This window comes from Paenalicyclobacillus ferrooxydans (assembly GCF_001399675.1).
Classification (GTDB): domain Bacteria; phylum Bacillota; class Bacilli; order Alicyclobacillales; family Alicyclobacillaceae; genus Alicyclobacillus_B; species Alicyclobacillus_B ferrooxydans.
Genome location: NZ_LJCO01000033.1, coordinates 137,797 through 149,815, shown reverse-complemented (window position 1 = coordinate 149,815; position 12,019 = coordinate 137,797). Strand labels below are relative to the sequence as shown.

Annotated in this window: 11 protein-coding genes; 4 read left to right on the top strand and 7 right to left on the bottom strand. The window is 53.7% G+C overall.

Translation table 11 applies throughout. From position 1 onward, the window contains the following. Positions 1–155: 155 nt before the first annotated feature. Complete coding sequence (locus AN477_RS07435) at positions 156–1,109, bottom strand: hydroxyacid dehydrogenase (protein WP_054968530.1); 954 nt, start codon at positions 1,107–1,109, stop codon at positions 156–158. A gap of 775 nt (positions 1,110–1,884) precedes the next feature. Continuing rightward, a complete protein-coding gene (locus AN477_RS07430; protein ID WP_211265969.1) occupies positions 1,885–2,835 on the bottom strand; it encodes an aldo/keto reductase in 951 nt (316 codons plus the stop codon). 231 nt (positions 2,836–3,066) lie between these two features. Here AN477_RS07430 and AN477_RS07425 point away from each other — a divergent pair, with 231 nt between their 5' ends. Further along, positions 3,067–3,915 carry a pirin family protein gene (locus AN477_RS07425; RefSeq protein ID WP_054968528.1) on the top strand — a complete coding sequence of 283 codons (849 nt, stop codon included), beginning with the start codon at positions 3,067–3,069 and terminating at the stop codon, positions 3,913–3,915. Positions 3,916–4,054: 139 nt separating this feature from the next. Then, positions 4,055–4,300: a hypothetical protein gene (locus tag AN477_RS07420; protein WP_054968527.1), complete on the top strand. Its 246-nt coding sequence runs from the start codon at positions 4,055–4,057 to the stop codon at positions 4,298–4,300. A gap of 133 nt (positions 4,301–4,433) precedes the next feature. On the opposite strand, the gene AN477_RS07415 is transcribed toward AN477_RS07420, so the two are convergent. Further along, positions 4,434–5,009: a DsbA family oxidoreductase gene (locus AN477_RS07415; protein WP_083486052.1), complete on the bottom strand. Its 576-nt coding sequence runs from the start codon at positions 5,007–5,009 to the stop codon at positions 4,434–4,436. Between the two features lie 391 nt (positions 5,010–5,400). Between AN477_RS07415 and AN477_RS07405 the strand changes: the two genes are divergently transcribed. Then, positions 5,401–5,580: a hypothetical protein gene (locus tag AN477_RS07405; RefSeq protein ID WP_054968524.1), complete on the top strand. Its 180-nt coding sequence runs from the start codon at positions 5,401–5,403 to the stop codon at positions 5,578–5,580. A 1-nt stretch (position 5,581) separates the two neighbouring features. Here AN477_RS07405 and AN477_RS07400 read toward each other — a convergent pair whose 3' ends face one another. Beyond that, positions 5,582–6,388: an EamA family transporter gene (locus AN477_RS07400; protein WP_054968523.1), complete on the bottom strand. Its 807-nt coding sequence runs from the start codon at positions 6,386–6,388 to the stop codon at positions 5,582–5,584. Positions 6,389–6,560: 172 nt separating this feature from the next. Between AN477_RS07400 and AN477_RS07395 the strand changes: the two genes are divergently transcribed. Beyond that, entirely contained in the window at positions 6,561–7,571 is a 1,011-nt protein-coding gene (locus AN477_RS07395) for a VanW family protein (RefSeq protein ID WP_054968522.1), read from the top strand. A gap of 362 nt (positions 7,572–7,933) precedes the next feature. Here AN477_RS07395 and AN477_RS07390 read toward each other — a convergent pair whose 3' ends face one another. From AN477_RS07390 to AN477_RS07385, 3 genes are all read right to left on the bottom strand, one after another. Continuing rightward, the gene (locus tag AN477_RS07390) at positions 7,934–9,712 is read right to left on the bottom strand and encodes a long-chain-fatty-acid--CoA ligase (protein ID WP_169787860.1); all 1,779 of its coding nucleotides are present in this window, start codon (positions 9,710–9,712) and stop codon (positions 7,934–7,936) included. 264 nt (positions 9,713–9,976) lie between these two features. Then, complete coding sequence (locus tag AN477_RS25850) at positions 9,977–10,189, bottom strand: DUF6886 family protein (RefSeq protein ID WP_425388137.1); 213 nt, start codon at positions 10,187–10,189, stop codon at positions 9,977–9,979. Positions 10,190–10,206: 17 nt separating this feature from the next. Further along, complete coding sequence (locus AN477_RS07385) at positions 10,207–11,772, bottom strand: MFS transporter (protein WP_054968521.1); 1,566 nt, start codon at positions 11,770–11,772, stop codon at positions 10,207–10,209. Between the last annotated feature and the right edge of the window lie 247 nt (positions 11,773–12,019).

Sequence of the window (12,019 nt, the reverse complement as noted above, 5' to 3'; positions counted from 1 at the left end):
TGCCGGGCAACCATGTGGGATATCAGGGCTGCCCGGCAATTTCACTTTTGACCTGCTTCATATGGCGCAAAGACAATTGGTAACACGGCCGTTAGTTACACGACCGTTAGTTACATAACCATTCCTTACACAACCGTTAGTTACACGACCATTAGTTACATAACCATTCCTTGCGCTGTGAATCCCTGCAGTACCGTGTCTACCTGCTTGAGGACAAACTCAGCGACACGTTGTGAAGATTCCTTCGTGATTCCAGCGACATGTGGGGTCACGATGACATTCGGAAGACGAACCAACGGATCGTCGGCATCAGGCGGCTCCGCTTCTCGAACGTCCAGATAAGCCGAACGGTATGGAGAGCGGACTAACACTTCAGCGAGTGCCCCTTCGTCAACGGTTCCCCCGCGCGAAGTATTAATTAAAACTGCGTCATCGCGCATTAAAACGAGTTGTGTTGGCCCAAGGATGTAGCGCGTAGCAGGTGTGAGCGGAACATGAACAGAAACATAGTGGGATTGTCTCAGTAAGGTCTCGAGATCGACCAATTCCACGCCGACGTCTTGAGCCAAGGCGCTCGTTGGAAGAACAAACGGATCGTAAGCGATGACGTGTAACCCCAGTGCCTTCGCACGGGTTGCAACCCGCTGTCCGATGTCTCCCACACCAACCAGTCCGAGAGTCTTTCCGAACAATTCAAAACCGGTTGCTTCGGCACGGTTCCATACCCCGCCGCGAACGGCAATATCGCTCGTGTGAAGGAACCGTGCATGATGAAACAGGCAGGCAATGACATACTCCGCGACGCTGATGGCATTACATCCCCTTGCGGCGACGACCCGCACGTCACGTGCTTGGCAGGCTGGAAGGTCAATGTTGTCGAGACCGACGCCAAGCCGGCCAACCACTTTCAGTTCGGGAAATTGAGTCAGCAAGTTGCCATCCACTCGTGTCCGGTTTCGCACCACCAACGCCTTCGCATCTTTGCCGATGGCGTGGAGACGGGTAGGATCATCCACCAGCGACGGATCGTAGGTGACTTCGTACGCATGGCTGAATGAATGAGGTACATCCCACCACAAATCTTCGGAAATCACGACCTTTGGCTTCATTGACATTCCCCCACAACGATGGTGTGACTGGCCCTGCACAGTTCCCGGTCACAACCGACCGAAAACTGTACATCATAGTATGTATACGTCGGCATACCGGGGACAGTACTCGAATGTGGGCGGGCAGGAGGGGCGTGATCGGCTATGCAGCCTCGCTGTGTTCGACGGGAGTGGCCATGTGGGCTTGCTTAGTCGGTGCAGACGACTTAGCGGCCGCGGTTCAACCTAGCTAAGTCGCTGTCAGCGACTTAGCTCCCCTAAATTCGCGAACTAAGTCGGCGGCGCCGACTAAACTACCGTATTCAGCTCCCTTGGGGCCTCACTTAGTCGGTGTAGACGACTTAGCGGCCGTGGTTCAACCTAGCTAAGTCGCTGTCAGCGACTTAGCTCCCCTAAATTCGCGAACTAAGTCGGCGGCGCCGACTAAACTCCCTTGTTCAGCTCCCGTGTGGGCCTCACTTAGTCGGTGCGGCCGACTTAGCGGCCGCGGTTCAACCTAGCTAAGTCAAGCCTCACCTAGCCTCACCTGGTCCCCTCTGGTCCCATCTGGTCAAGCCGGCTTAAACCTCCGCCGGGCAGGCAGGAAAGCCAAAAGGCGGACAGGTTTAATGGGTTTAAATGGTTTGCAGCCGCAAAGCGCGGCTGCATTCCACCTTTTACCTTCTCTTGAGTCGTTGGGCAACCCCTTTACGGGCCTGCATGACGGTGCGTAGCGGCGTCATCCCAGCACGGGCTGGACCTCACTACTTCCCAGTCTACAGGTTGAACCCGTCTGTCAGGTCAGGCCCACCCAATCGCGATCGTGCGCCTCAAAACGCGAACGAATCTGCGCCACCGTGTCAGGGTCCAACGGCCCGTGTTCCAACACCCGAATGTTCTGCCTCAAATGGTCCACACTCGTCGTTCCAACAATGCAACTGTGCACCCCTGGTTGATAGGCGGTAAAGCGAAGTGCCAGTTCGTTCCAAGCAACTGAAGCCGATCCGTTGCTGCTCGATGTATCTCCCGTGTCCCGAACCACGGTCGCGGCCCGCCCCGCAAACATTCCAGGATCGAGACCCATCTCGCGCAGACGCTCCCAATACAACTCACAATAATGCCCCACAGGGCGCTCTTCAAACCGCCACGGGGCATTGGCGATGGGCCGCTTGGCAATGACACCGAGACCCTTCTGTGCTGCTTTGGCCAGACCATCCGAAATAACACGTTGATCACACATGTTGATGGACGTCTCAACGCTTCCAAACCGGCCGCTTTCAATCGCAAAGTTTAGGTGTTCATTGTCGCCTGAATACGCTGCAACTCGAATCTTGCCCGCTTGTTTGACATCCTCGAGCGCTCGAATCACGTCTCCCTTGCGAAGCGTCTCGACTGGGCAGGAATGCAAATGAACGATGTCAATGTAGTCCGTCTTAAGCAACCGTAACGCCTCATCTACACCGGCAAGGATACAGTCGTAAGTCCAATCTTCGTAACCAGTGATACCGTAACCGACTTTTGTGGACAGGACGAATTCATTGCGTCGATGAGAAATGTATTTGCCGATCCGCTCCTCTGACAATCCATAACCCCGCGCTGTATCGATGAGAGTGATTCCCTCATCGAGAACCGCATTGAGAAGCCTCTCTGCATCGTGCTCCGAAACCTTTTCATCCCCGACCTGACCTGCACCAAATCCGAGTGCTGACACTTGCAATCCCGTTTGTCCAAATCCCCTCTGCTCCACGTCCCATGCTCCTTTCAAGCGCATGCATGCCGCAACCGTATCTGCGGTGCACCGCCCCAATGCACAAACACTAGTTACTTACGTTTTTATAGAGATGGTGTTACAATAGGTGTTGAACGAATCATAACACTGTACTGCACACACTCTACCATTCGACAAAACACAAGTTCAAAGCATCAAACACAACCGTAAACTACACATTGAAACTACGAGATGTGAGGAGACTTTCAAATGACCAACGATACCGTTCAACAGCGCACCATCAAACGGGTGTGGGATGTACAAGCCCAGCAGCAGAGCCCGAATCATAAAGTTGCCATGGTGATTGACCCGACCAAGCCTTCCGATTTCGATCCGTTCCTCATCCTCGCCGAAGACTGGTTTGGCCAGGGCACCTTCGATATTCACCCACACCGCGGCCAAGAAACGGTTACCTACGTGATCGAAGGGAAACTTACCCATTACGACAGCAACGCTGGCGGCGGCGAACTTGGCCCTGGTGATGTACAGTGGATGACCGCAGGCCGAGGCGTAGTTCATAAGGAAGACCCGGCCCCCGGTGAAACCGTCCACAGTCTTCAGTTGTGGGTCAACCTGCCTAAGGAACAGAAAATGACTGCGCCACGGTATCAAAACCTGCGCAAAGTTGACATGCCTGTGCGCCTTGAGGACGGAGCCCAAGTGACAGTGTTCAGCAGATCGTCTGGAGATGTGACCTCTCCGACACTCAATCATGTGCCAGTCACGATGGTTGAATTCAATGTAGAGCCGGGGCGATCCGTTCGACAAAACCTTCCTGCAGATTACAACGGATTTATCTACATTCTCGAAAGCACTGGCAGGTTTGGCGCTGAAAAGGTGGAAGCGCGGCAGGGTCAGGCGATGCTGCTCGACCCTGTCAAACGCGAGTTTGAACGAAGTGAAATCGAAATTGAAGCCACCACCAAGCTGCGTGCACTGCTCTACGCGGGACGTCCGTTGCATGAACCGATTGTCTCGTATGGACCTTTTGTCATGAACACCAAGGAGCAAATCCTTGAGGCCATTCAGGACTACCAAGCTGGTCGCTTCGTGAACTAACACTCCCTGCCTTACACTCCCTGGCGATACCAGGACTAAAATTCAAATAGTTTGCAAATAATGCAGATGTGTAATAGATAAGCAAACGTTGCAATCCATCTAAGGGGAAATGACAGTCCTCGGAAGGGAGGGCCCAGTAATGGATCGTGGAATACAGGGAGAAGAGAGCCGAAGCTCGGAATCCAATATCCGTGGGAATTTCGGAGGTTTTGCGTCAAACACCGGTATCACGATGGATATGGGAGACGTCCAGTTTGCAGAACTTTCGGAAGGTACATTGAACCAGATCCGAAAGCTCGAACACACGCTGAGAAAAGAGACGCAGCGGCATATCTATCTACTCGCGTACGAGAAACCGAGCGACTCGCCCATCCCACATCACTGAAATGATGCATCAGGTCGCGCGTTCCGGCATCGTTGGGATACTAGATAGACTGACAAACAGGGCCGGTGACAGGTCACGGTTTAACCGGACACTGCACGCGACCCTGCTTTTCGTATTCGAACATTGGCCGTGCCTAGGACTCTGCACCCGCGCTGCGTTCCCGCTCCGCGATCTCATTCAGGGCCCGTCGCATCACTTCAAGCGGTTGCGCACCGACCACCTTGTACTTGTTGTTGATGATGTAAGTCGGGGTCCCCGTCACCCCGTAACGTTGACCTTCGTGCTGCCCTTCCTCTATCCGACTGCGGTATCTTCCCTCGTCGAGTGCGGCATTCAAGGCGGCTGTGTCAAGTCCACTGTCTTTTGCGATCTCGCTTAATACGCCGCGGTCCCCGATGTCTCTCGCCTCGCTGAAGTACGCTCGAAAGACCCGCGAATGAAACTCATGGAACCGTCCGGTGTCTCGTGCGAATTCACTCGCTTCAAGAGCTAACCGTGAATTCGAAAGCCAGTCATTGTCGGTAAATTGAAGACCATAGGGTTCCCCAGACGCGCGAAGCCGGGCGTGCATCTGTTCCCTGGATGACTTTGGAAAGAGGGCGTCCATGGAAATGCCCTCTGGCGGTGTTTCCGGATGGATCTCAAAGCTGACCCACTCATCATCAATATCAAACTCTTTCTTCAGCGATTCGACAATCCCGTTGCCGATAAAGCAAAAGGGTCATATATAGTCCGAGAACACACGAAATTTAAATTGCACTCTGCATACCTCCACAAGTTTCGATTTCGGGATAAGGATACCCACTACCTTAATCCCTCAACGCGCGAATTGCCAGTGTCGAGATCAAAAAAGTCAGTATCAGTCCGATACATAAAACCCAGGGAGGTGGTAATTCGCATCGCCGCACTCACCACGGTGTTTTTATCACCTCAATGGAATCCATCTGTCTCTGTCACGTGTCAGTGGCACAATACACAAGCGTTGCATCCACTAAATTGTAGTGCTCAAATCTGTGATGCTGAAAAATCCGCAGTGCTCAAATCTGCAGTGCTCAAAGCGTGACTGCACGTACACAGAATCGAGACAAGGAGGGAGTGACGTGGACGGCCAAAATGAGCAACGTCAAGGTTTGTTTGCCACGACCTTCTTACTTCCCGCAGGTCAATGGGTCATTGCAGGAGGAGCTGTGATGGTAGCCCTTGGATTAACTATCAACGCCCGAATCGCGGCACGTAAGGCGGCGAAGTCGGAACCAACGTCAAATACAAGGCGGGTCTAGACTATCCCAACAGGAGCAGTATGGTTCCAACCGTGACGAGAATTGAGGAGATGATTTTGCGGGTTCCCTGCTTTTCATGAAAGAAAAATACCCCGACAAACGCAGCGAGGCTGCTGGCGAGGGCGGAAAAGGCTTCGACAATAGCCGGGTGGAGCCACCTCAGCAGCGTAAATACTGATAAGTAAGCTGCTGCGTTAGAAGTGGCGGCTACGAAGCTCCATCCGGGTTGCTTTTGAATGAGCGGCCCGATTGTCTTGTGCTGACCACTCATGACGACAGGGACAAGTATCCACAGACTGATGGCGATGAACATGCCCGCTGCGTACGACACGGGTGCGTGCCCTGAATGCCGGACGTCCATCACTCTCGCCAGAGCCAACACCACGTCGCTTGCCAACATCATGAGAACGGCACGATTGAACTGCTTGTGGGTCAAGATCAATACACCAACGACAAACAGAGCAAGCCCCCACCATGCCCCTTCACTATTGAGTGGATGATACATCCAGAGCAACACCACAGTTGCATTACTCCACGGACTGACAAGTCCTATGGGACCCCTTACAAGAGAAGCCGTGTATAAACCGAAAGCAAGCGCATACAGTGCGCCCGTCCAAAAGGTTGTTGTAAATGGGATCGGGGTCTCAGAAAATAACGACATAACCACCAACACGACAGCGGCACCGCCAAAACCCACTCCCATGGTCGCCAAAGATCCAGCTCCGGATTGCCCCAATCGATTGAGTGACACGCGTTCAACGGTCAACGTCAGGATTCGAAGGCCGGCCAAGAAAGCAACAATGACCACTCGTTTGCCTCCCCTCATCCCTTCCTTAATTCGTCACACAGGGTTTCGTCCTAGTTGGGGCTGTGGTGTACAGCGGTTCGTTACCCAGTTGGGGTAGTGTACAGCACTTCGTGCATAAGCCCGGGCGTTTCTTCACAACCTAGCCAGAGTTTGACGTTTGGAAGGTGAATTAATGCTCTCAACATTTTGCTCCATTGCTGTCTGCGGCGCCGTTGCCTTTGTAAACACACCTATCGCTGCAGATGGGCATCAGAAAACGGACACACGACCAGTATCGTCAGCAGGTTCAGTTTCAGCTGCAACACTCACTAAGTTCACAGCACAACCATTGGTTCTGGCAGCATCACAGGTGTCAATGGCATCAAAACCTATAGCTGCGGCATCTGAGGAAGACGATTCGGGTAAATCGGGATCGGCCTCAACAACAAAGCAAATTCCAATCAACTTGTACATGCCGCCAAATCCACCTGCCCCAGGCAAGGACCAAGCAGCACAACACAAACTGCAGTACATGCTTGCCCAAAGGTCTACCAATTACAGACACGCCAGTCCAACACAGGCCAAAAATATCGAGTTGGTGGCGAAAAGGCTGAACGGCACCGTGATTCAGCCAGGGCAAACCTTCTCGTATAACCAAAAACTTGGCCCATACACAGAGCAGAACGGCTACGGCTGGGGTCGTGCGTTTAGCGGAAACCGGATCGTCCCCTCCCTGGGAGGCGGTGTCTGCCAAGGTGCGAGTACCTTGTATTCCACGTTAATCCGCACCGGGGCGGTAACGTTTGTCGAGCGGCATGCGCACAGTCTGACTGTCCCCTATCTCCCCGGCGGCGAAGATGCAACCGTTTCCTACTCGTCTCGTCTCGACTTCCGGTTTAAGAACACCTCTGACTCACCAATCATGATTGGTGCACAGGGCTACCCGGAAAAGCGCGTGATCACGGTTGCAATTTGGAGCGCCAAGCCAAATCCACAAATTACGGTTCACCATAAGGTGTTGGCTGTGTACCCGTTCCAAACGGTCACAACTTCCTCCTCATCTGATGAGGAAAAAGTGGTTGCACCAGGACAAGTCGGCGGTAAAGTGGCGACTTGGCTCGAAATTAAAACGGACAAGGGTGTCGTGACGAAATCGCTCGGCACAGACACGTACAAGCCTAGCCCACGGATTATCGAGAAGTAAAAGACAAAGACTGCATCTGGCAGGAGTCAGGTAGCCTGCCGTGAGCTGACTCGTTAAGGGACAAGGCCAATAGTAAATAGGTATGCCCACGGGCCAAGCTGTATGCGGAGGGTTTATTGTCGGAGGAGTTTACCCTCTGAGGAGTTGGAGTTTAGGCAGGTTGGTACATGCGGACTTGCCGTCTCAAGAACGAAGTCGGCAGAGGTTCTGACTGTTTAGCTCAAACAAACAACACGTCCCACGTGCCATCCTCCCATCAAATTGCGTGGGATGATCACTCGCCGTGGGACGTATTTTTCTACCGTTACTCAATTGTGGTATAACGGCGCACTCCCGGCGTGTGCTCTTTCACGCACGCCGTGTTACGCCAAACTCTTGTACTGCTCACGAAGGTCTCTCTTCAAAATTTTGCCACTCGGGTTGCGTGGCAGCCCATCGACCACGATGATCCGCTTCGGCACCTTAAACGCCGCAAGGTTCTCCTTGCAGTAAGTCTCGAGGCCCGCGACGTCAATGGTCACCCCTGGCTTTGGCACGACAATCGCGGTGACTGCCTCAATCCAGTACTCATCCGGTACACCGATCACCGCAACCTCTGACACGCCTGGGTACTGGTACACCGCCTCCTCGACCTCGCGGCTCGAGACGTTGATACCGCCAGTCTTGATCATGTCTTTCTTCCGATCGACGACAGTGATATAGCCTTCTTCGTCCATGACACCGAGATCGCCACTGTGGAACCAACCGTTTTGGAACGCTGCCGCCGTTTTCTCCGGGTCATTCAGGTATCCGAGCATCGCGTGAGCAGTTCTGTGCACGATCTCGCCGATCGTCCCCCGCGGCACCTCATTGTCCTCGTCATCAACAATGCGAGTCTCTACGTTCAGCGTGGCCTGACCTGCTGATCCCAGTTTTCGCATCTGGTCCTCCGGTTGCAGCGCGGTAGCAAGCGGCGCAACCTCCGTCTGGCCGTAGAAGTTCCAGAACAGTGCACCAGGCAGCCTCTCGGAGAGCTCCTTTAGCACCTCCATCGGCATAATGGCCGCACCGTAATAACATTTTTCCAAAGTCGACAGGTCGCGTTTCTCAAAGTCCGGATGGCACAGCAACGCAATCCACACAGTCGGCGGGCAAAACAGTTGCGACACCCGCTCGCGCTCGACAGTGGCAAGGATAGTTGCCGGATCGGCTTGTTCAAGGACAATCCCCGTCGAACCCAAGTACACACTTGGCCCAAGGAAACAGTTGAGCTGTGCACTGTGATAGAGCGGCAGCGCGTGAACGCACACGTCTCTGGATTCCATTCTTCCGCCGACGATCACGCTCACATACTGCGCAATCAAATTGTCATGCGTGAGCATGACACCTTTCGGCTTTGACTCGGTACCACTCGTATAAAGGATTTGCGCGACGTCTGCAGCGTAGACGGGTGCTTCAGGATCAAATGTTGGCATCCCGCGGACGTTCGCACCGCGCATCGGTTGCCACGCACTCTCGCCCACCTTCATCGATTCGGAAGACTGCATAAGGTATCTGGCGATCACGGTTGACCCCTTTGCACCACCTGCTATACCCTTGCTACCTGCTGCCCCCCTAATGCCACCTGCCGCTCCCTTGACCAAATCTCCTGTCGCAGCGTGTGAGGTTCCTAACGAACCTGTGTCCGCTGTGCCTGCAGCCTCTCTGTTGGCAGATGCATCTCTGACTGCTGCCTCTAGCTTCTCTGCCAACTCCACAGGTGCAGCGAGTGCGTCTGCCGCACAATGTCCAATAATGTACGCAATGTCCGGAACCGTCAGCATGTAATTGATGGGTACGATAGTTAATCCGACTCGTGCGGCGGCAAAGACAAGGACAGCAAAGTCTAGGCTGTTCTTGGAAAGGACTGCGAGCCTCATTCCACGTTTCAGTCCATCCGCGAGGAATCGATGCGCTGTTTGATTCACGCGGGTATCGAGTTGCGCGTACGTCAACCTTTCCTCGCGAAACGCTAACGCGAGTTTGTCCGGAAATCGGGCGGCGCTGCGAGACAATAGATCCGCAACCGTATTCCGCCTTGCCCGGAGCACATCGGGGTTCATACCCGGTTCTCTTCGTGTATCTTCGGTCCATCCGGCCGCCTTAATCTGACTCTCTGCCATGAATTTACCCCTCCTCATTCATCCTGTCCAGCTCCCATTTCACGGCCATTCGGGCGTGTACCTGACTCCGGCGTACCACTTGAGACAGCAATACCACGTGGGGCAGCCATATCACTTGAGCCAGCCGTACCAGTGGGCAGCCCCAGTGGACAGCCATACCGCTTGGGCCCACCGACTTGGGACCCCGCCGCACTTACGGCCACAGCCGCAGGGAGACACGACATATCGATTATCTGTAATGATATATGGAACTAGATAGAATATTCAAACGCTATTCTCGAATCTATGAATCCCGAAGGCTTGGATGCGAGACTCGAAAATCAGCTCCCGCAGTGGATGCAGATCAGGTGTCACACGCAGTTCAGCACCTGATTCGAGGATGTATCGAGGGAGGGAGGTCAGCGGATCGACAGAGACTGGTACTTCTTCCCGATGAGAGATATAGTAACCGGCGATAGAATCAAACAGTTCAAAAATCGTTTGTTCAAGCTAGTCTATTTGGCTAAGACGTGAGGTTCGGAGCTGGTAGCGGGATCGACTAGTTGTGCCCCCTCCAGCCAGCGGCGTCCGAAATACGTTGCGATACCCATGATGAGAACAAGAACACCCGTGGCCATGTATGCATTGATAACCCCAATCAGCGTCACCACCAGTCCTCCGAGCGCTGGTCCAAGCAAGGATGCACCGGTCGTGAAGCTGCCGATCACACCAAAGACGCGACCTGTCAGGTGGACAGGCGTGTTCTTCTGAGCGTCTGCCGAAAAGGGAATGAACGTAAAACCGGCCCCCATCCCAATGAAGATGGAGAGAACAACGATGACAGTCATCCACAGGAGTGTGATCCCGCCTGTCATCCCCCCATGCTGCACAACCAGTGCGGTCGCTGTGAACCCGATGCCCATGGCGATGCAGCCTAATCCCATCAGTCGGATGGATGATTTCCATTTAATGACGCCGACCAACAAAGCTGCGATGAGACCACCTGCACCCGACAAGCCCATGATCATCCCCATTAGACTCGATGATGCATTTGGAATCGTTCGAATGAGGGTCACAATTTGCGCATCGGTGAGCTGCACAAATAACAGGGTCAGCGTCAGAATGAGGGTGCCCGCCCACAGAACGCGCACCTTTCGAATATAGTCAATGCCTTCCATGAAGCCTCGCCGCCCTTTCTCCTTCACGGGATCGGCCGTGCCAGTTGAAGCTGCTGCAACCCCGGTCGAAGGCACGGGCTCGGTTGAAGGTGTGGTTTCGGTCGAAGGCACGGGCTCGGTTGCAGGTGTAGTTCCTGTTCCGGTTGAAGGTGTGGCCTCAGGGTCCGATGCGCGATCCGGTTCAGCCTCTGGCAAGCGGAATGCGGCAGCGCGAAATCCCGTAAAAATCAGGAGAACCGTCGACAGGACAAAAGAGATAGAGTCGAGCCAGAATGCCGACATCGATCCAAACGCAGCCACCAAAAACCCGCTCGCACCCGGTCCTATAATCTTTGTTAACTGCACAATAGATTGGTTAATGGAAGTAGCTTGCTGCATATGCTCATCGGGTACAATCTCCTTCACCTTCCCTGACTCTGCAGGGCTGAACAAAGATTGGAAAATCCCCACCAAGATCAAAATCACAAAAAGCATCCACTTCTGAGGAAGCAACGGAATAACACCGACCAGGATAGCCATAACGATGTTCGAGACCATCATGATGGTCGTGCGGTTCCATTTGTCCGCGAGCATGCCCGTGAACGTACCGAGAACCACCATCGGTGCTGTAAGGCACAGCATCATCACGGAGATAACGATTGGAGAGCCATGCCACTTGAATCCAACGATCACGAATAGTGCCAGTATGTATAGCCAGTCACCCAGGTTGGATATGGCCTGAGCACTCATTAAAAATAGGTATCTTCGGTTGCTCAGCAACCGACCGGGCTGTATAGTTGGGCTCCCCTTGACTCCATCGATGAGGCTCCCCTTGGCACCATCGGTGGGGCTGCCCTTGACTCCATCGGTGGGACTAGCGTTGACTCCACCATTACACTCTGTGTACCCCGCCTCGTCTGACATTTTCATCAACTCCCAGTTTTATGATAATGCCTGGGTCGTGATGACACATCAGGCTCAGGACCGACTCTCCTCCGACTTTAGTCGGAGACACCCGCGGCGGTTTCTTCTTTGAGCTAGCTTACCTTGAGTGCTTACCTTGGTAATGGACAGGCCACACTACACGTGGGGGCGAGCACCTTATTATATAGTAGGGGCGGCCCAAACGGCCGCCCTCCAATGAGGATTGAGGAACAGTGCGCCACTTTAA

Coding starts and splice junctions, on each gene's coding strand:
- AN477_RS07390 (WP_169787860.1), bottom strand. CDS start 9,712: ATGGCAGAGAGTCAGATTAAGGCGGCCGGATGGACCGAAGATACACGA.
- AN477_RS07420 (WP_054968527.1), top strand. CDS start 4,055: ATGGATCGTGGAATACAGGGAGAAGAGAGCCGAAGCTCGGAATCCAAT.
- AN477_RS07385 (WP_054968521.1), bottom strand. CDS start 11,772: ATGTCAGACGAGGCGGGGTACACAGAGTGTAATGGTGGAGTCAACGCT.
- AN477_RS07395 (WP_054968522.1), top strand. CDS start 6,561: ATGCTCTCAACATTTTGCTCCATTGCTGTCTGCGGCGCCGTTGCCTTT.
- AN477_RS07435 (WP_054968530.1), bottom strand. CDS start 1,109: ATGAAGCCAAAGGTCGTGATTTCCGAAGATTTGTGGTGGGATGTACCT.
- AN477_RS07425 (WP_054968528.1), top strand. CDS start 3,067: ATGACCAACGATACCGTTCAACAGCGCACCATCAAACGGGTGTGGGAT.